General features: G+C 59.1%; 19 protein-coding genes. 7 read left to right on the plus strand and 12 right to left on the minus strand.

The window, feature by feature from the left end:
* Positions 1-241 precede the first annotated feature (241 nt).
* Positions 242-2023 carry a hypothetical protein gene (locus tag T8S45_RS01110; RefSeq protein ID WP_322294354.1) on the minus strand — a complete coding sequence of 594 codons (1782 nt, stop codon included), beginning with the start codon at positions 2021-2023 and terminating at the stop codon, positions 242-244.
* A 201-nt stretch (positions 2024-2224) separates the two neighbouring features.
* On the minus strand, positions 2225-2557 hold the full coding sequence (locus T8S45_RS01115) for a hypothetical protein (protein ID WP_322294355.1): 333 nt from the start codon (positions 2555-2557) through the stop codon (positions 2225-2227).
* Positions 2558-2839: 282 nt separating this feature from the next.
* On the opposite strand from T8S45_RS01115, the gene T8S45_RS01120 reads away from it, so the two are divergent.
* A complete protein-coding gene (locus T8S45_RS01120; RefSeq protein ID WP_322294356.1) occupies positions 2840-3820 on the plus strand; it encodes an endonuclease/exonuclease/phosphatase family protein in 981 nt (326 codons plus the stop codon).
* Positions 3821-3998: 178 nt separating this feature from the next.
* On the opposite strand, the gene T8S45_RS01125 is transcribed toward T8S45_RS01120, so the two are convergent.
* The 8 genes from T8S45_RS01125 to T8S45_RS01160 form a co-directional block, all read right to left on the minus strand.
* Positions 3999-4163 carry a DUF1328 domain-containing protein gene (locus T8S45_RS01125; RefSeq protein WP_322294357.1) on the minus strand — a complete coding sequence of 55 codons (165 nt, stop codon included), beginning with the start codon at positions 4161-4163 and terminating at the stop codon, positions 3999-4001.
* Between the two features lie 237 nt (positions 4164-4400).
* Positions 4401-4991: a hypothetical protein gene (locus T8S45_RS01130; protein WP_322294358.1), complete on the minus strand. Its 591-nt coding sequence runs from the start codon at positions 4989-4991 to the stop codon at positions 4401-4403.
* Between the two features lie 200 nt (positions 4992-5191).
* Positions 5192-5611 carry a hypothetical protein gene (locus tag T8S45_RS01135; RefSeq protein ID WP_322294359.1) on the minus strand — a complete coding sequence of 140 codons (420 nt, stop codon included), beginning with the start codon at positions 5609-5611 and terminating at the stop codon, positions 5192-5194.
* Positions 5612-6108: 497 nt separating this feature from the next.
* The gene (gene pal / locus T8S45_RS01140; RefSeq protein WP_322294360.1) at positions 6109-6591 is read right to left on the minus strand and encodes a peptidoglycan-associated lipoprotein Pal; all 483 of its coding nucleotides are present in this window, start codon (positions 6589-6591) and stop codon (positions 6109-6111) included.
* 284 nt (positions 6592-6875) lie between these two features.
* Entirely contained in the window at positions 6876-7568 is a 693-nt protein-coding gene (locus tag T8S45_RS01145) for a response regulator (RefSeq protein WP_322294361.1), read from the minus strand.
* Complete coding sequence (locus T8S45_RS01150) at positions 7568-9034, minus strand: sensor histidine kinase (protein WP_322294362.1); 1467 nt, start codon at positions 9032-9034, stop codon at positions 7568-7570. Before T8S45_RS01150 ends, T8S45_RS01145 begins: the two co-directional genes overlap by 1 nt.
* Before the next feature lie 215 nt (positions 9035-9249).
* The gene (locus T8S45_RS01155; RefSeq protein ID WP_322294363.1) at positions 9250-10050 is read right to left on the minus strand and encodes a lipid II flippase Amj family protein; all 801 of its coding nucleotides are present in this window, start codon (positions 10048-10050) and stop codon (positions 9250-9252) included.
* A 40-nt stretch (positions 10051-10090) separates the two neighbouring features.
* A complete protein-coding gene (locus T8S45_RS01160; protein ID WP_322294364.1) occupies positions 10091-10867 on the minus strand; it encodes a sulfite exporter TauE/SafE family protein in 777 nt (258 codons plus the stop codon).
* 707 nt (positions 10868-11574) lie between these two features.
* Here T8S45_RS01160 and T8S45_RS01165 point away from each other — a divergent pair.
* The 6 genes from T8S45_RS01165 (at position 11575) to T8S45_RS01190 (ending at position 17491) form a co-directional block, all read left to right on the plus strand.
* Positions 11575-14973: an autotransporter family protein gene (locus T8S45_RS01165; RefSeq protein ID WP_322294365.1), complete on the plus strand. Its 3399-nt coding sequence runs from the start codon at positions 11575-11577 to the stop codon at positions 14971-14973.
* A 279-nt stretch (positions 14974-15252) separates the two neighbouring features.
* Positions 15253-15480, plus strand: coding sequence for a hypothetical protein (locus T8S45_RS01170; RefSeq protein WP_322294366.1), 228 nt, complete (start codon positions 15253-15255; stop codon positions 15478-15480).
* 85 nt (positions 15481-15565) lie between these two features.
* On the plus strand, positions 15566-16054 hold the full coding sequence (locus tag T8S45_RS01175; RefSeq protein WP_322294367.1) for a response regulator transcription factor: 489 nt from the start codon (positions 15566-15568) through the stop codon (positions 16052-16054).
* A 39-nt stretch (positions 16055-16093) separates the two neighbouring features.
* The gene (locus T8S45_RS01180; RefSeq protein ID WP_322294368.1) at positions 16094-16456 is read left to right on the plus strand and encodes a hypothetical protein; all 363 of its coding nucleotides are present in this window, start codon (positions 16094-16096) and stop codon (positions 16454-16456) included.
* Positions 16457-16491: 35 nt separating this feature from the next.
* Positions 16492-16926 (plus strand): hypothetical protein, encoded by a 435-nt coding sequence (locus tag T8S45_RS01185; protein WP_322294369.1) that lies wholly within the window; start codon positions 16492-16494, stop codon positions 16924-16926.
* Positions 16927-16942: 16 nt separating this feature from the next.
* Positions 16943-17491, plus strand: coding sequence for a MarR family transcriptional regulator (locus tag T8S45_RS01190; RefSeq protein WP_322294370.1), 549 nt, complete (start codon positions 16943-16945; stop codon positions 17489-17491).
* 559 nt (positions 17492-18050) lie between these two features.
* Here T8S45_RS01190 and T8S45_RS01195 read toward each other — a convergent pair.
* Entirely contained in the window at positions 18051-18893 is an 843-nt protein-coding gene (locus T8S45_RS01195; protein WP_322294371.1) for a DUF5681 domain-containing protein, read from the minus strand.
* Complete coding sequence (locus T8S45_RS01200; protein ID WP_322294372.1) at positions 18890-20221, minus strand: site-specific DNA-methyltransferase; 1332 nt, start codon at positions 20219-20221, stop codon at positions 18890-18892. The genes T8S45_RS01195 and T8S45_RS01200 overlap by 4 nt, the downstream gene beginning before the upstream one ends.
* Positions 20222-20255 lie beyond the last annotated feature (34 nt).

Below are 20255 nucleotides of genomic sequence, written 5' to 3' on the forward strand. Positions count from 1 at the left end.
TCGGATTCGGAACCGGTAAGCGCGATGTCGAGCCATTGGCAGCATAGCAATTTCTAGGGAAATTCAGCCCAAACCGGACAGTCCGCAATCGGGTCGTTTTCGGTCGGTCCGCTCCTGGCACATCGCTAGCTCGGTGTCCGCGTCGCAAAATGGGTGGAAACCTGCCGTTAGAACCTTCGCAATACTCTGTAGCGAAACTTGGCGGAGGTAGGGGAATGCTCGATGCTAAGCGGATCGAGGTCTAGTCGCCGTCGACGGACGACATCGCGTAGAGATTGCGAACCGCCGCGGTGAACACGGGCCGACTAAGCGCTGTACGCTCAAGGTCTTCTTCGTCGTAGCTATCGGTAAAGTTGATCGCGTCGACACCGCCTTCGACCAACTGCTTCGCTAGGGTGTAAGGAAGAGGACCAACGTTATCATAACCAACTTGGGCGAGAAGTTCGGACATTTTGAGCGACAGTCGAAGTCGGTCCGGTGAGCCCGGTCGCTCCATCTCTTCAAGCAAGCGATAGGCATCACCGTAGATGCGATAGGCATTTCGGCGCGTGACGGTGAAGACCCTTCTATCTTCAGTTTCTCTCTCCTGCCACCGATCTCCAGCCCATTCGAGAAGCAAGGCCCACCAGCGGGCGATGGCATCTCTATCAAAATCGTAGCGATATCGATATTGCCGAAAACTAGAATGCGCTAAGTTTTCTGTATTATAGAGAGAGGATGTCCTTAAAATCGTTGAGGCGATCTCTGATAGTGCGTTTATAAATTCAATTCGTTTAAGCCCCAAGTTGCCGGGAGATCTATTTTTGCCGTATGTAAGGCTATAGGTTTTAACTTTGTCGTAGTCCGACTGCAAGAAACGAAGTACAATGTTTGTGAAAAGAAAATTGTCATACCCAGAGATCGGGCCTGGTGGTCTGGTTGCGAAAGCCTTTTCAGCCGCATCGACATAGGTTTCCACGACTTCCAACTTTCGCTGAGCGAGGTAAATCTGGGCGATTATTGAAACCGGCGTGCCGACGCGTGGATGCGTCGGACCATAGATCACGGAGGCCAGGCGGTAGGATTGAAGAAGGCTTTCCTCGGCCGCAGGTGTATTGCCTTGTAGCAAGTATGTTTTCCCATCCAATAAGGCTGCTCGCGCGCGAGCTGGACTATTGGCGGGAAGCATGTTCGCGAGGTTCGAATTTGCTTGGTCGAGTAGGACAAGCGCTTCTTCGGGCCGCGACAGCGCAGCAAGCGCACCGGCTTTTTCCGCAACTATTTGAAAGTATTGTACGTCGAGCGGGAGACTGCTTTGAGCGTATTGAGACAAGAGAACATCGGAAAGACGGATTACGTTATCATAATCCTCGATGTCATGCAGCAAGTGTAGAAGTTTTATAGAGTAGTTGACGTACTCTTTATGTGACGCATGCTGATTGGCTGTAAAGTTCACGACCCGATTGGCAAACGCCTGCTCATCCCAATAAAATCCCTGACCATCTCGGACACCTCGCTTTGCAAGCTTCCGGAAAAGCTCAAAATAGTGGTATCGGGGATCGTCAAGCCGGTAGAGACTTTGTATGCTTGGGAACTCCCGGTCGGCCTGTCGATATTCGCCTTTCATAAGATGTGCGACGCCGAGCCGCGCGCCTGCATTTCGAACCGCCTTCCAGTTGCCTTTTTCTTGCCTCGCCAGTTCCTCCGCTCGTCTCTGCCAGGCTTCGGCTAGGAGGCGCGCGTCTTCATATTTCGCGCGCTCGATCAATAAGTTGAACAATCGATCGTGCAATAATTCGGCAGCAGCTAAGTCGCGTTCGAAGTCCTGTCCGTGGCATTCAAGGCCCGATCTCAGGACTAACTCCGCCTCGTCCAGTTGACCTCTCTGTTCTAGTGTATGTGAGGCAGATACCGCTTTCAGGGCGGCGGCCAAGGTGGCCATCTCTTCCGCGCAGTTAGTTCGCGGAGCCACGTCATTTGGTGACTTCGTTGTTTCTATGGGGGTCATCGCTGCTAGCGATACCGCAAAGGCAGAGAGCATCATGGAGCTAAGCTAACCACAGAAGTCTGCTAAGTCACCAGACGCTATCTTACAGGGGTATCTTGCCACAATTGCGCGACGAGCAAAACAAATGGCTCCGCGAATGTGGCTGGCAATGTCTGCAATCGGGTCGTTAGCCGACGGTCGGCTCCTGGCACGCGATACGCTTGGTGACGCTGTCACGAACTGGGTGGAAAACGGACGTTAGGCGGCTTCAGACATGGCGATGCAGCTGCGAATATAGTCTGCCTGATTTGATGTGAGAGCCTGCGGCGATGAAACTGTGATCCGCCGCCTTTCGGCTCCATCTACGATTGCCACTGTGATGCCGTCGTAGGTCTTAAACACGCGCTGTGAAGTGCCTTCTTCGTCAGGGAAGAAGCGAGGGAATGCAGCCTCATAATTCTGGCTAATGCAGGTCGCCAGCAGATCGCCCGACGCGCTTGACTCGAAGTCGGTGACTAATGTGTCCGCCTCGGGACTGCTACATGCCGAGAGCATGAACGCTCCGACGACAACGAGATTTCCACTCCGCATGGTTCCAGTCTAGCGCCACCAGCAACGTCCGCAACCGGGTCGTTTTGCGACTTTCCGCTTCTGGCGGCCAGATGGCTACAATCGACATATCGCTTTCGGGATTGTGCGTTGAAGCCGCATATCGTCCGTCGTCAGAACATTTGGCGCAACTCGCGTCGCGATCAGCCACGCAGGCACACTCGTTACAGGAACCGGGCGCCATCCCTATCCGTCTAATTCAATGGCTCGACGTTGGCAGCACGCGTGATGTGTCGTCCGGTGCTCCATCGAGAAAGGGATGCCATGAAAACCATCGCCGCCGTCCTCTCCGGGTTTGCAGCCCTGCTGTTCGTTGGCGTCCTGGCGTCGCTGATACCCAGCGATGCGTGGTTCATCCGGACGATCGACCTGGTCCGCGAGCCTATCGCCTATCTCGCGGCGCTGCTCTTTTTCGCCGCGTTGTTGATCGGGTCGCGCTGGCGCTGGGTCACGGTCGCCATGCTGGGCGCGGTGATTGCAATCAATGTGTGGCGAGTCTGGCCCTATTCGGCACTTGCAGAGACCGAGCTCGATCTTGCGCAGGCCTCGGCTGCGCCCGGCGATCCCCCCTGCTTTACGGCCATGTCGGTCAATGTGAAGGTGAAGAACGAGCAGTATGACATGCTCGCCGCCCAGCTGCGGCGCTACGATCCCGACCTGCTGTTCCTGATGGAGACCGACCAGCGCTGGATGTCCGAACTCGAACCGGTGCTCGCCCGCTATGGCAACGTGCAGAAGCACCCGCAGCCCGAAGCATTCGGCCTGGTCTTCGCTACGCGCCTGCCCGTCCTCAGGTCGAACGTCGTCGAGAACACCTATCGCGACACGCCGACGCTCTACGCGACGGTGCAACCCGAGGGCTGGCCGCCGATCGAGTTCATCGGGCTTCATCCAAAGCCACCCCTGCCCGGCTGGAACACCGAGCGACGCGACGAGAATATCGTAAACGCCGGAACTCAAACCCCGGATCGGCTTCCCGACGCCTTCGTGATGGGCGATTTCAACGACGTGCCATGGTCGCGCACAACGACGAAGTTTCGCGAAACCGGCGACTGGCACGATCCGCGGATTGGGCGCGGGACCTACCCTACTTTCCCAGCCGACCTGCTCCTTCTTGGCTGGCCGCTGGACCAGCTGATGCTCAAGGGCCGACTGCGGCTGCAGTCATTCGAGATCCTGCCGGACAACGGCTCCGACCACCGCGCCATGCTGGCCGAACTTTGCCCGCCTGTTCAAAGCCGTTGACCGCGGCGGCGAACCGCCGCCGGTCGGGCTGACGGCGGTAATGGGTCGTTAGCGGCTGGTCTGGTTTTGTTCCTTCCCCGCGCGGTGCAGAGAAGAATTGTCAACGCGTCGTTAGACGCGAGACGTTTCTGTCGTCACAGATGTTTGCAGCAATCGTTTCGCGGAAAGGCTTCTCTGCTTAGACCTTTGGTCGTCGACCGAGGAAGAATCCGACGACGAAGAGCACTGCGGCTACAATAAGCAGAATTACAGCGATGTCCGCAGTAAGGCCAGCAATACCGCCAAAGCCAAGCAACGCAGCAATGAGCGCGATGACAGCCAAAATAATTGCCCAACGAACCATGTGGTCTCTCCATGCTCTTATTCGGCTAGGGCCAGATTGCCTGAGCCGATAGCATCAAGAACACCAGCGCAATGATTATTGTTCCGAATGGCCTAGGTGGCGCTATGTTCGATTGGACGGTTGGTATGTTTTCCCAAGGGCGTGAGGCATGTCCGGAATGGGTCGTTAGCCGACCGTCGGCTCCTTGGCACGCCATACGCGTGGTGATGCTGTCACGAACTGGGTGGTTAGCTGCCGTCAGGCTTCACCGTTGCACTTTGTGCTTTGAATAAGCTGCGACTGCGGATCGAAGATAATCACAATCAGATTGCACCCGCCGTCGTCCATCATTGGCAAGTCGCGGTGATTGTCAAACCAGCGCGACTGATTAGCCTGACCAAACAGGTCCGCAGTAGCTTTTTCTCGGCCAGCGATTTCTTCCTCTTCGGCGTCCGTGCATGGCCGCGACTCGAAGTTTTCGAGCATGACTTCGCAGCCAACGTCGCCCACTCGCGCCTCTGCCGGACTTGGAAGGACATAAACGCCAATCACCTTGCCGTCGGGTCGCAAGGCATAGTTGCGGGAGTATTCTTCTAGTGGCTCGGCAGCGGCGGGAAGTTGCACCGCCGACTCGATTGCGCGCATGATTAGCTCTTGTTCAGAGGCTTGCTCCTGCGAACATGCTGCGCCCGTGACCAGCGCAATAGCGTAGAAAACTGCTTTCACCGGGGCACCATCGCGCAAGCAGCCGATGGCAGCAACCGGGTCGTAAGCGGAATGGCGGGAAAGCGCCTGAAACGTGCAAAAGCAGTAGGTCGGCTGACGACCCGGTTGCTGACGATCGCCCACGCCTGATGCTTATGCTGACGTCGTGCAAGCGAGCCGTGTCTAAAAGTGGCTAGTAAGCCCCCCAAAAATCGCGCAACCGCGGCGACAAATCGAAGCCGAGATCAAGTCCGTTCAAATTTCCCACGACCACCTAATCAGACCTGCGACTTGGCGACCGGCTGATGGGGTGATTTCTTGGGAATAGTCGGTTGGGAGGTCGGTCAATTGTGGAGCGAGCCTTCAGCATGCTCCAGCATGTGTGAATGTGTCGCATCTGACCCTAGGTCGGAAGCGACAAAAACTGCGTTTTCTTCTAAGGAGCTGAGGTGAGAAGCGAGGTTGATTTCACGCACAAGCCGATCGAAGAAACTGTCGTAGGCAGCGGGTTCTTTAATGATCTGCTCGCCCGTTCGACCTCCAGCGGGCGACAGTGTGGATTGCGCGAAAATTGCCCTTACGACCGTTATTTCGGTGCCCCGCTCCTCCATGAATATCGACACCGCTGGAACATCGCTCTCGCGCGATAAACCTCGAAATCCTACGACAATGTGGTCTTGTCCACCGCCCGCCGCGGTTATGAAGCCCGATTGCTTGTCTGCTACGGTAACACGAAAACCCAGATCTGCGAGTGTATTGATCACGCTTCCGAATATAATGGCTTTCGGATTTTTGAACGTCCGCTCTTGAAGCTGCCTAAGCAATGAAGGCTCCGATGGGAGATCACGCTCAGATGGTAGTGACACGAGAGTGACACCCCCAGCGCCGACAGATTTGAAGGAAGCGACATTTGTGCAGCCAGCGAGTAAGACTGTGATCACCGAAACTACAAGTAGGTTCGATCGGTTTCTTAGATTGGGCCAAAAGCGGGGCTCGAAAGTAACCTTGAATGGCATGAGCTAACTTCCCCGCCTCAATTTGACATTTCGAGCGGGCTCGCTGCACGAGACGAAGCCGCGACACTGAACCCGACCAAAACGCTCGTGAAGAATGCTAAAGCCAAAAAGGCGAGCGACACGCGTAGGAAGCGGTCTTGTCGACGAATAAATTCGTCTGTGTCGGGGCGGGGTTCTGAGGCAGTTCGTCTCATACACTTCCTTTCAGAGCCCCTGCTTCAAACCCAATTTCGCTCGCTAGCTTCTCAGTCGATGGTCACAGTCACGGCTCTTCGGTTTTGCGCCCAGGATGCCTCATTGCTCCCGATCGCCTTGGGCCGCTCCTTGCCGTAGCTAACCGTTCTCAATCGCGATGCGTCGATCCCGAGCGAAACGAGGTAATTCTTAGCAGCGTTGGCGCGTCGCTCGCCGAGAGCGAGATTGTATTCGCGCGTTCCGCGCTCGTCGGCATGGCCTTCGATCGTGACGCGCTTGTTCGGATAACGCATCAGCCATTGGGCTTGGCTTTGAAGTGCCTGGGCGTCGACGGTGTCGATGTTAAAACGGTCGGTGTCGAAGTAGATCGCATCCTGTCCAGCCATCTGCTGGATGAAATCGGCCTGACTTCCTGGAATGATCGACCCACTTCGAGCCTCGGATCCTAGCTGCTCCTGCGTGGGGCCGGGAACTGGGGGAAGAGCCTCGGGAGGCTTCTTTGAGCAGGCCGAGACAGCCAAGGCTGCGGTCATTAGGAGAAGCGTTGTGGACGAACGTGACATCGGCAGGAAACTCCAATTCGGTCAATCTCTCTATTATGTGATGACCGACCTAGAGCGCGGAGCCTCCGCTGTGTTAGTATGAGATTTTCACACGGCGCATAAAAAGCCCATACTAACCGGGTCCGATTTCTCTTGTTAGAAGAAAGGTGTCTGGAGCGATCGACCCTCCTAGCTCCTCGACAACGAGTAGTAGTCGGCAGGCCTGCCTGCTTCCATAGCATCCCCCCCTGGGGCAGCTTGCCGACTACAAGTCGTTAAGCTTCCGGCTCCAAAACTCGAGCAAGACGATACCCGACGCCTGGCTCCGTAAGGATCAATTCGGGGTCTGACGGGTCTGCTTCCAACTTCTCCCGCAACATGGCCATGTAGCTGCGGAGGTATTGCCCATCGACGATCGGGCTGGCCCAGCCTGCAATCATCATTTGGCGCTGGGTGACAACCTGCCCTGAATTGCGCACGAGCAATTCGAACAGTGCAAATTCCTTTGGTGAGAGGTGGATCGGTTCGTCCATCAAGATCACTTCGCGGGTTGCGAGATCGACCACCAGCTCATCCGAGGCGTATCGTTTGACCTGTGAGCCGGTGATTTCCGCTCTGCGTCGCTCGATGCCCCTTATGCGCGCAAGCAATTCGCCCAGCCCGAACGGCTTATCGACATAGTCGTCTGCGCCCAGGTCGAGCGCTCTCACCTTGTCCTTTTCGAGATGTCGGGCGGAAATGACGATGAGGCTCGACTTGGCCGTCATTTTGATGGGCGCAATGAGATCGCAGCCATCAGTGTCAGGCAGACCCAGGTCGAGTAAGACCAGATCTAAGGCCGCGCTCTCGATTGCCCTCAGGGCTTGTGCGCCATCATTGGCGGCGATTACCTCATGCCCAATTGATGCGAGGACCGGTCGAAGCGTCTCAATAATCGACGGCTCATCATCGATGATCAGGATGTTCACTATGCCGCCGCCAGGTCGGCTGACTGCACGAGAGGCAGCTTAATGATCAGCCGAGCGCCCTTTCCGCAGTCGATCGGGGACTCGATCGCCACCGTGCCCGAGAAAGCCTCGATAAAGCCTTTGGCGATAAACAACCCGAGCCCCATCCCGCTCTTCGAACTGTCCTCTCCTCCTTTGAAGAAGCGTGTGAACACATGAGGCCGTTCATGCTCGCAGATTCCCGGCCCGTCATCGGTGACCGATAGTATAACTCGATCCTCACTGCACGATAAGTCAATCATCACCGGTCCGTTTTGACCACCAAATTTCTGGGCGTTGTCGATGACATTATAAATCGCCTGCTCCAGCATCGCACCGTTTGCGCGCACGAGCGTAGGGGCCGATGGCATTATTCGTTTGAAGGACAGCTCGGGATGCACGGACTTCGCATGCTTCATCGCTAGGCGGACGATTTCATTGAAATCAACGATCTCGAGCTGATCCTCGGCAATTCCCGATTGAATCTGTCCCACATCGAGCAGTTCGGACGTATAGCGATCAAGCCGCGCGCACTGGTCCAAGATATTGCCAAGGAATTTTCGGCGATCATCTTCGCCAAGATGCAATTCGCCTGATTGAAGTGCCCCCGCGGCTGCCTGAATAACGGTCAACGGCGTGCGAAGATCGTGTGAGACAGACGATAGCAGAGCATCCTTGAGCAACTCGCTTCTTCTAGCCGCTTTGGCCTCTGCTGCTTCGTCCAGCAGGAGGCAGCGTTCGATCGCGAGCGCCAGCAAAGCCGTGATTGATTTGAGATTTGACATCAGGCTGCGGTCGGCTGCTCCATCGGCCAGTCGAAACTTCACCAATCCGAGTGCTCCGCGCGCGCCCGTCAATTCAAGGAACACTGGCTTACTCGCCTTGTGGTTCGGCTCCGCTTCTTCGAGGAAGGGATCGAGTTTATCGAGTTCGATTTCATCGTTCGATGGACGAACGTAGCTGTTACCCTTCGCGAGGAATATCTCGACCGAATTGACCCCTTGGCGCGGAATTATCCCTCGGATCGCCTCTTCGACCTCACGCAGCCTTACCGCTGACTGCAAGCGATCGCTTATCGTGAGCAGGAATGCTGTCTCGGATTGGGCGTTATAGGCTTTCAGAGCGGAGTCTCTTAACCGCCCGACCAGTGCACCGGCCAGGATCGCAGCGGTGTTGAAAGCCAACAGAGGCACCGCCTCATCTACCGTTGTAATTCCAAACCGGTATGCAGGTTCACTGAGGAAGAAATTGTATACACAAGAAGCGGTGACAGCTGCGATCAGTGCACTCGTCAGGCCGGACCGAAAGGCGATCAAGATAACGCCAGTGAGAAAGATCAGGACCGCCGTGATGGGACGATCAGCCTGCTGCGCCGCGTAGGTGCCACCCACAGCCGCCAGGAAAATGAGCAAATCGAACGCTGCACGTCGCATAATCTGATCGTTCATTCGCAATCCCAAAATCCTCGAAATTCAAGTTCGGCATGTAGCCCAAACCGCCAACCGAGACATCCACGCGATTTTTATGCGGTTGAGGAAGGCCTCATTGCGCCCTGTGTGATCTGATGGACCGAAGCAGGTGCGGAATCCAATGGGAGGGCGAGGGGCGAAACGGCGCGGTGCCGCGAGCGTAAGGTCTGGTTCGCGGAACGTGACCAGTATTTTCAGATCAAATTTGCGAGCCACGCGATCGCGATGGCGGCGGGCAGGAATAGGACCTGCGCCAGAAGCGTCCCTGCTAGCCTACTGAGCGAGATCCAGGCGATCACGCGCCGGAAGTTCGGTTCGGAAAGGTTTCCATCCACCACGTCATCGGTGAGAACCGATAGGTGTGGGTCGATGAAAAGGAACAACAAGATCGTGGCGAAGCCGTTCACGACCGCTGACAATTGTGATGCGGTGACGCGGTAGTCGGGGTCCAGATGCCCGGCATAGAGCGAGGCAAACACGCCGACCACGAGCAATGCTTGTGCCACGCAGTTCGCGGTTAGCATGCTCCACGTCAGCTCATGCGGCTTTGCCTTGCCAATCGATGCGCGTGCCGGGATCGAAATCGAAGTTCGCAGCATCCGCAACCCGCCGGGTGAAATGCCGCGCAGCAACGTTTTGGCCAGGGACTGCCTTGGCTGCACCGCGGCGATCGCCCGCGCGAAAAGGCGCTGCGCCGTCGGGACGAGCACGAGGCCGAACAGCACACCGAGAAAGGCCGCCAGCAGAATCAGCCGGAAATCCGTCTCCAAGTGCACGGTGGCCTGTGCGGCCAGTCCATTTTCGACGCGCTTCGCCACCAGCGGCGCGAGGAAACCGTTCGACAGGCGCGAAACCAGTAGCAGCACGTTGAAGAGCGCGAAGCTCATCGCGATCCGACCGGTTCGTACGCCCGCGATACGCGCGGCATAGGCCAGCGCGCCGATAGCATTAATTATGAAGGCGAGACAAAGCACTGCCGCCAAATTGGTGTCCATGAATGATAGGCCTTTCCGCCCTTTTCAAGAGTGTCGCCGCTTAGATGAGCCAGTGTCTGACTACGGCGAAAAGGCTGGTCGCCGTCAGGACCGTGGCGACCATGAACAACAGCGCGCGGGCATTAATACGGCTGGCAAGGATCGCCCCGATCGGCGCCGCAACGACGCCGCCGATAATCAAACCGATCACGGCTTCGCTGAAAGCCGAAGCACCGAGCGTAATGAGGAACGTAACCGACACCGCCAAGGTCAGTAGGAATTCCGCGGTGTTGACGGTCCCGATCATCGTGCGGGGGTCACCGCCCTGGACCAGCAGGTTAGAGGTGACAACCGGGCCCCATCCGCCCCCGCCCGCACTGTCGAGGAAACCACCGATGAACGCGAGCGGCCGCGTGAACCGCGGATCCTTGAAGCGTGGCCAGCGACCGAAAAAGATCGCCTTGTAGAACAGGAAGAGACCGATGGCAGCGAGATAGATCATGACGAACGGCTTCGCTGCAGAAGCATCGACGCTCGACAGGACATACGCGCCAAGCACGCCAGCGGTCACGCCGGCAGGCACCAAACGCCAGAAGAGTGGCCAATCGATATTTTTTCGCCAGAGGTGGCTTGCTCCGGAGGTGCCCGTCGTAAACACCTCGACGAGATGCACGCTTGCAGATGCGGTTGCCGGTGGGAGGCCCATCAGGCTGACGAGCGTGGTCTGGGTAATGACCCCGAAGGCCATGCCCAGCGCCCCATCGATGATCTGCGCGGCAAATCCAACCAGGATGAAGGGAAGCAGGTCTGCCGCGAGCGGCGCAATCGCATCTAACATAGACGTTAACCTATGAAGGACACGAAACGCCCGAAAGCGCGTCAATGTCGACCGGATCTAACCGGGTGGTAGCCAAATAGAATTAAGCCACGCGCGACACAAATAGATTTAGGATCCGGCTACTGATGCGATCGACAGAGGTGGATGCCGCATCGTTCCGGTGACATTCTCCTTTACGTTTTTCTTGGTGCTGTTGATTCAGTGAGCGTCTTTGGGCGTCGCACCGGCTTGGTTCATACAGTGACGATCACGCGCGATCAGGAGCTGTAGGCGATGGCGTTGTGGGTCGAACGCCAGCATGGCGGGCGCTGCCGGGTGGCGGGCATCAGCCCCGCCTTGGCTCCACCTCATAAGCACCGGCGTGCGATCGCATGCCTGAACGCTGCCGCGAGGATGCTTTCATGGCCTCGACGGACGGTGTGTGGCTGATTCGCCGCAGCCGCTGTAGCGGATTGAACTAAAGGTAACGTCTTGCCGTTAACTTAGATCATAGTATTCGCGTTGTCTTTGGCCTAGAACGACCTGAAGCATAATTCAAAAAGTGCGAAATGAGTTGACGCAATTCTGCGGTTTCACGGAACTTATGCTGCGATATTTTTACTATATGTGTTTTTTTGTTACCCCTGAATGAACGCGATACGCTATTTCACGCGCATCGGGAGTGGATGCGGGCGAGGGGTCCGCTGCTCCGCCTGAGGGGATCTTCGATGCGCCTATCGCTCCGCCAATCGCTGTTGCTCGTTTGCTCGCTGCCCGCCTTCGCAGCGAACTCCGCCCATGCCCAGCAGATCGTCGACGATGACGGCAGCGACGAGCATATCGTCACCAACCACACCGTGCCGCCGGGGCCGGGCAGCGCCTCGACCGGGGCGAACTACGCGAACTCGGCCGAGGTGCTCGACGAGCCGGGCGTCAACGGCGTCGGCCAAATGATCGTGTTCTCGCAGACCAGCTCGACCGGGGCGAGCCTCGGCGTCTGCACCGGCACGTTGATCAACCCGCGCACCGTGATCACCGCGGCGCACTGCGTCCACAACACCGCCGCCACAGCCTATGGTAGCCAGACGGGCGAGGGCGCGCCGACCTACGGCACCATCGCGCAGGTCTACGGCCAGACGACCGGCGTCCCGATCAGCTTTGGCTTCAACTCGACCAACCGCTGCCTCGGCGTGACGGTGAACGGCTGCGCGGTGGGGCAGGGTGCCTACGAGAAATGGCGCGACAGCGGCTTCCGCAGCCAGGCGGCGCACAATATCTACAACGGCAACCAGGTGTTCTACCTGACGGGCGCGCAGCCGGTCGCGCTGGGCGGACTGGGCGAGTTCGCCAATGCCGACATCGCACTCGTCACGCTCGACATGCACGTCAAGGGCGTGCCGACCTGGACGCTGCTATTCTCGCCGCTCGACGGGCCGACCCACGCGGTCATCACCGGCTATGGCGGCGCGGGCGTCGGGCTGTCCGGCATCGGTAACCTCGCGGGGATCGACTATCGCCGCCGCTCGGCCGAGAACATGATCGACGCGCTGATGAGCTGGAACGATCAGAACACCACGCCCGCGATCGCCGGCCCGAACTCGACCACCCGCCTGGCGATGCAGCACGCGATCTACTGGACCGATTTCGACGATCCCGATTTCGATGCGGCCAACCTGCCGGCAAACTTCTTCCGCAACACTGCGGGTTCGGGCCGCAATAACGGCTATTACGACTTCAACGTGCTCGGCGGGCCCGGGGGCAAGGCGCTGCCGCGCGAAGGCTCGACCGCGGGCGGCGATTCCGGCGGCCCGCTGATCGCTGACCAGCGCTTCGATAAGCCGGTCGTGGTCGGCGTGCTGACCGGGTCGATCAGCTACAATGGCGGGATTTCGACCTACGGGCAGATGAACGTCTACCCGCCGCTGTTCGCGTTTTGGGAGCAGATCGTCCAGAACAACCCCTATGTCTACGCTTCGGCCAAGGCGGGCAATGGCAATTGGTTCGATCCGCTGCACTGGGTGCAGGATATGGACCCGAACTATGCGATCATCGGCCCAGACGGAAAGCTCCTCAACGCGCTGCCGAACCATGCGCAGGTCGGCGCCGACGGGGGCACCGACCGATTCGGCACGGTGTGCTATCTCAACCAGAACTGCACCACGCTGACGGGCACGCCGACCGCCGATGGCGACGGCTCCGACAGCTACGTGACCCTCTCCGGCCCCGGTTCGACCAATTTCGTGCCCGACAATGTCGAGCCGGTGAACTCGGCCGATGTGACCAAGCACAGAAACGCGCGCTATTACGACGTCACGCTGCGCGAGGCCGGCAGGACGACGCTGTCGCAAGCCGCGACGATCGATCGCCTCGTGATCGACGGCAAGGCCCAGCTCGACATCGCCGCCAGCGGCGCGCTGAAGGTGTGGACCGATTTCACGCAGGGCTCGGGCTGGCTTAATGTCGACGGGCGCCTCACCACCGACGAGGCGCTGATCGTTTCGGGCCTGCTGACCGGCAGCGGGACCTTCGACCCGACCTTCCTCACCCTGGTGCAGGGCATCGTCGCGCCGGGCGGCGGCGACCGGATCGGCACACTCACGATCCAGGGCGACATGATCCTCGCATCGGGTTCGGCGCTGTTCATCGATGCCCGGCGCGGCGCCGCCGACCAGCTCAAGATCGTCGGCGACGAGTTCAATTCCGGGATCCTGTCGATCTCCAACGCGGCGCTGGTATTCAACAAGCTGACCGACAGCGCGGCCCCGCGGCATGGCGACAAGTTCGACATCATCAGCACCACCGGCGGGGTTCTCGGCACTTTCGATCCGAACAAGATCTACAGCTTCCAGGGCGTGCTGCGTCCCGAGCTGACCTATGGCGACTACACCGTCAACGCCGAATTGCGCGCGGGTAGCCTCAAAACCCACATCGGCACCTCCTCGGCACAGGCGGCGGCATTCGCCACGGCGCTCGACCAGCTGCGGGCGGGATCCTACGCCAATCTTTACAACCTCTACGGCAATATCGACCTGATGGGCTCGACGCAGCTGGCCCAGACGCTCGATGCGCTAACCCCGCGGGTGATGGGCGAAACCCGTTCGCTGCTCGACAATCAGAGCCGCATATTGGGGGCCAACCTGTTTGAACGCATGGCGCTGATCGGCACCGGCCAGGCCCAGGGCCTGAGCGTTACTGGCGATGCCCGGATGTTGGTCCGCCAGGGCGACAACGCTTTCGTTCACGGCTTCTCCGACCTCGCACCGATGGACAACGCCCCGCTCGCGATGGGCGAGGGGGTAAGCGGCTTCGTGTCCAGCGGGCGCATGTCGAGCACCAACGTTTACGGGGCCAGCGATCGGCTGAATGCCTCGCAGGGCGGCAGCTGGTTTGCTTCGGGTGTGGAGATGCAGGTCGCCGGAGGGATCACACTTGGCACCGCGGCAGCCTTTAGCGAGGCCTCGAGCATGCCGGGCATGGATCGCGCCGATACCGAGCTGATGCAAGCCTCGGTATATACGGTCTACAGTGCCGGCGACGGTGCCTATGTCGGGGTAATCGGTTCGGCCGAAAACGGTCGCGCGGACACGATCCGCGGGACCAGCGACGGTCGTCAACTGCTGGCGCTCGGCGGGACTACCCGCACCAACCGCCTCTCGGCGACCGCCGAGATCGGCCAGCAATTGGGCCTCGGCAATGGTCTCGCGGTCACCCCGCGCATCCGCGTAGGCTACGATCGTATGGCGATCAGCGGGTTCGAGGAGAAGGGCGGCGAGGCCGCGCTGGCGATCGAAGGTCTTGTGATCGAAAAGTTCGAAGCACGCACCGGGTTCGCCTTCGGCGGCACGCGCAATGCCGGCGAGGGCTGGACCTTCGTGCCGCATGTCTCGGCCGATTACGTCCAGCTGCTGAGCGACAGCACCAGCGGAATAGAAGTTCGCTTCGCCGCCGCACCCGAATACGGTTTCGTGCTGCCGCTGGCAGGTGGGGCGACCGAATGGGGCGAAGTGCGCGGCGGGTTCCGCCTCGACAATGGCCGCCTCAGCATCGGTGCGGGCTACGAGATCACAACCGGTGATGTCGCGAGTCGCAATGATCGCGCGATGATCGACATCAACCTGCAGTTTTAGCGTCGGAGCGACTTCAAAGAAATGGGGCGGGGACGGCAGGGACCGTTCCCGCTTTTTCTTATGGAGGGATTTGCGCGCGAGGCGAGCAATGGCTGCAATGTCCGGGCGAAGATAGTCAGGCGGCGGGGGCCGGGGAACGCCAAGTTTCGGACGAATCTCGTCAAAAGCCGCCTGTCGGCTAACGACCCGATTGCGGACAATACGCGGATCGTGGGTATCGATGCTCCCGAGAACGCCGGGCGCTGCCGCCCGGGGCGACAATGCGCGCCTAGCGACCCGGTGGAATCGACCGAAAGCCTGCGCGCTGCGATGCGCGGTGCGTTGTCGATCCGGCGCGTCGTTATCGATTGTTATGGCCATACGCTGGGAGTGATTTACGCAAACGGCGTAAATCTGTCGTGCCACCAGCTCGCCACCGGCAATGCAATCTATCGCCGGGATTGGGATGACGGAGACGCAGTTCGAAAAGATTGCCCTCGCAGCGCGGATACGCCGCCCGCCGAATAATCCCCTTGAAGCAGAAAAATATCGAATTCGGACTTTTTCTTCGATCCTGTTCCCAAGTTGAGCCGCAGAGGGTATCGCTCCGCGGATGGAGGGGTTGGATTACCTAACGGAGAAAGAACGCGAAGCGCTTCTGCTGGTGGCCGACAACCTTTCCTCGAAAGAGATAGCCCGGATCCTTAACATCAGCCCGAGTGCCGTCGATCAGCGGATCGACGCCGCGAGGCGGAAACTGGGTGGCGTGCGCCGAACTGAAGCGGCGCGATGGCTATCGAGAGCCTGTGAAAATTCACCATGCAAGCCGATCCCAGTTCCCCGATCGCCTGGCAATGCCGCAACACCGGTGGTGCCGGACGCGGATTTCGGCCGGGCGGCGCAAGCTGCAAGGCCGTTGAGGGAGGAGACCTTCTGGACTCGAAGCCTCGAATTCTTCGACCCGGCACCGGGATTTGAAGCTCACCAGCTGGGGACCCGCGATCGGTTGAAGATCATCTTCAACCTGGCGCTAAAAATATCCCTGCTCCTGGTGATCTTGCTGGGCGTGGCGGCAGGGTTGGAAAGCGCCTTCCAGCGATAGGGTTGCAGATCCCGGTTCAGGAACAGGAAACGGGAGCTGATGATGATCGAACAAAACGTTATCGCAACAAAAGTCGGAAGCCTTCTACGGAAAGCCGAGGCATCCGCCGATACGGCGCTCGCGGATACGGCGACCTTGCTCGCCGAATGTGCAAGGTCGCGCGTCGTCCTCCAGCTCCCGGCGGGCGAAGGACAACGAGGCATCCTTGCCCTGGGAAATTCGATAACTCATCTCATCAAGGCGCAAGGTGAGCTCCGGCATGCGCACAGCAAGGCGAGGCAGATCGGCCAAACGCGCGGGCTCGCGCCGGACGAGGAAGACTGTCCCTGGCCCGCGACCGGCGTGGCGTCGGGGCGCGCCACGGATCTGGCCGCGTCGGACGATGAACTCCAGAAGGCATGATTGACCCAACGTAACCAGCCTGTCAGCGCGACGGCATGAGGATGGAAATCCAATACGGCCTGCTCGTGCTGGCGGTGCTTCTTTCGCTGTGGCGCGGAGGGCAACCCGAACGCACGGGGGTCGCGATCATGGTTGGAGCGCTTCTCGCCGATCGGCTGTTCCACGCCCTCCTGCGCGGCAGCATCTATCACGAGGTGGATGTATGGCATTTACTACTCGATGGCGCGATGCTCGCAGGCATCATCGCCCTTGCTCTCAGCGCGAACCGGAAATGGCCGATGTGGCTGGCAGCCCTGCAGGTCATCGCCACGATGTCGCACGCGCTCCGCGCGATCGACACCGAGATGCTCAACATCGTTTACCCGGTGCTTTCGCGCGCACCTTTCTATCCCCAGCTGGGTGTGCTGATCATCGCATGCCTCTTGGCGAACCGGACGCGCAGGGCGAGAGGAGTTTCGGACACACTCTGATCGCGGAGGCGGCGCGATGAACCAGCGCAATCGCCGCATCAAGCGGCTAACCCAACTCCTCGTGTCCGAGCTGCAAAAAGACGAATGCATGGCAGCCTCTCCGCGATGGGTCGGCGGCGACGTCGAAGACTATAGCCCCACCGGGAGACGGCGCTCGGCCCAGTGGTTCAACGAGCAAGTCAAACTCATCAACCGAGCAGCAGATCTCCGCGATCGCTTCTTTGGAGCGGATATCTTCCGCGACCCGGCATGGTACATATTGCTGGATCTCTTCCGCTATCAGGTGCGGGGCGAGGACACCTCTGTGTCGAGCGCCTGCCTCGCGGCACGTGCCCCTCCGACAACCGCGCTTCGCCACCTGAAATTGCTGTCGGAACGTGGACTGGTCATCCGCGAACCCGATGGGAACGACGAGCGCCGCACCTGGGTGCGTCTGTCGGATTCGGCCTATTCAGCGATGCGAACCTATTTCGTGCGGGCGGTCCCGCTACCGGATTTCGACGAGGCGCCCCGCCCCATGGGAATACCGGTCGGGGAACGCCATCCGCCACCGCGATTGGAGTGATCAGGCGCGGTGGTGGCAGATTGCTCCGATATGGCGGTTTCTCCGCCGCGCTGAATTCGCGCTTTCCTACTGGCCGCGGGACGTGGCAATCGGTGGCGATGGTTCGACGCCGATCGCCGCGCCGCTTCGACGGTCGCCCGCCCAAGGGCTGGCTCGCTCACGATGGAGCGCCATGCCTAGTGCATTCCGACAGCCACCCGCACATCATCCTGCGCGCCGAGACAAACAGCGCATGATCTCTGACACATCTCTCGCGTTCGAGAAAAAAGCGCGCTGCCCAGATTTTCTTTTGGGGCAAAGAGCGTTTTGTTTTGACCTTCTTCCCTGCGTTCCAAGGTGCTCGATCCTGCATTGCAGGATCATATTGCGAGTATCCCATAGCATTTCTCCTCGGCCAATGATTGGCCGGAGTGGGAACGCAAACGCGTCGAAATAGGTACGCACGGAATGTCGGCTTTCGGGCCAGATGCGAGCGAAGCACGCAATTGGCGAACCAGCCACCTTGGGGAACTACAGATTCCGCTTTCGCACGCGCAGTCGGTTCTCCGGACGGCCGAACTCAATCTCCCACGATATCTCCCCATTTCCGCTCGGGCGGGCGCTTCTTGCGATCCTCGATATAGGCCATTAGCGTCTCACCCTCTCGCGAGGCGCCGTCACGGTACGAGCGGTCCTTGAGCTTCCTCTTGTGTCGTCCGCGCATTGAGTCGTTGATGATATCGAAGATCCGCTGCTCCCAATGCCACTCCTCGAGATACTGCGCCTTCCGTTCGGCGCTTCGAGATCGACGATACCTGTCGGCAAAATAGGAGACGCTCTCCTGTGCTTCAACGCGGCGGGCATAGGCCTTTTCGTAGTGGGCTTTCTGCTCCTCGGTCTGCGGCCCCTCAATCCGAACACCGCCATTGCGAGGATCGACTATGATGTCATCGGGATGTGGAATGGGATCGGGAATCGGGAGGCCATTCTCTTCGCAATGCTTGATCCGCTCAGTCCAGTCGCGCTTGTAGTCGATAGCGTTGCCGAATAGCTCGAAGCGCTGATCGTGTTCGCGCTGTTCGAGGTTGGTGACCAGCTCCGCCATGGTCTTCTGTGCGAACCGGTTGCCCTTCATTGCGGAGACACCCATCGCGCGGAATACCGCTTGGATTGCTGGCAGCTCGACTAGCTTTTCGCCCTCGCGGATCGTGACCGGTCGGTAAGCTTCCTGGCGAAGAAACTCATCGGCCGCTTTCATCCCGAATGAGGTATCGACCTTGGGTTTGTTGGTCGCGCCCTTGGGTCGGCCCGAAGGATTGCCCGACTGGCCCTTGCGAAACCGGTGTTCGGCAGGAGGGCGCTTATAGCCTACGCGATAGGACTGGGGCAGGTCACAAGGTTGCTTCTTTTGGGAGCCGCTCATTTCGCAGCCTCCAGATCGACGCCGCGCCGCGCCTCGGACACATCCTCAAAATAAGCTCCAGTGCCGGTCAAGCTCGCCCGCTTGCCGGTATAGGCCTCCCAACGGCGAATTATTGTGTCACAGTATAGCGGATCGTATTCGATGAGCCGTGCTGCCCGCCCTGTCTTTTCTGCCGCGATAAGCGTGCTTCCCGAGCCCCCGAACCCGTCGAGCACGATTTCACCGCGCTTGGAGCAATCCATGATTGCATCAGCGATGAGCGCGACCGGCTTGACCGTCGGATGCATGGCGAGCTCCGCCGATCGGGAAGCGCCGATCGAACTGATCCCGGCATAGTCCCAGACATTGGTGCGGTAGCGCCCTGTCTCGCCGAGACCGAAGCTGTTCGTGTGCTGTGCGTTTCCTTGCTTGAAGACGAAGATCAGCTCATGCTTGCAACGATAGAAGACGCCCATGCCGCCGTTTGTCTTGTTCCAAACCACAAGGTTTTTGAGCTCGGTAAATGCCTGGCTGCCCGCGCCAAGCAGTTCACCCATGTGACGCCAGTCCATGCAGACGAATGCAATCGCTCCGTCGCGCATGACCCGGCTCATGTTTCCGAGCGTCTCGGCGAGAAAGAGGGTGAATTCGCTTTCACTCATCTCTCCACTGGCGAATGCGAACTCGCGGTGCTTGACCGATCCGAGGCCGCAAACGTTTCCGTCGATCGCGACGTTGTAGGGTGGATCGGTGAACACGAGATCGGCGCTCTCCCCATCCATGAGTGCGTCCAGGCTCTGGGTTTGGCGGGTGTCGCCGCACAGAAGACGGTGACGTCCCAATTGCCAGACGTCGCCGGCCTTGGTCACCGGTTCGCTCCGCAGCTCAGGGATGGCGTCTTCCGGTGCATCTTTATTCTCAGGATCGGCCTCACGCGCATCGATGAGCGCGAAGTCCACCTCGGCAAGGCTGAACCCTGTAACCTCGATGTCGAAGTCACAGTCCACGAGCGCTTGTAGCTCTATCGCCAGGATTTCCTTGTCCCAGCCTGCATTGAGCGCCAGCTTGTTGTCTGCGAGCACGTAAGCGCGGCGCTCCTCTTCACTCAGATGCGACAGCGCCAGCGTCGGTACACGTTTCCACTGCAGCAGCTTTGCTGCTTCAACTCTGCCATGACCGGCAATAATCTCGCCCTCATCGGACACCAACACGGGGTTGGTGAACCCGAACCGCTCGATCGAGGCTGCGATCTGCTTGATCTGTTTCTTGGAGTGAGTCCGCGCGTTGTGCGCGTAGGGTCGAAGCGCCGTAATCTCGCGATCGACCACGTTCGAAGTGGTATGATTCATTCTGTTTCCCTTCAGCTATCCAGCGATGGAGATT

Source organism: Pseudoblastomonas marina, assembly GCF_034374265.1.
GTDB classification, from domain to species: Bacteria; Pseudomonadota; Alphaproteobacteria; order Sphingomonadales; family Sphingomonadaceae; genus Alteriqipengyuania_A; species Alteriqipengyuania_A marina.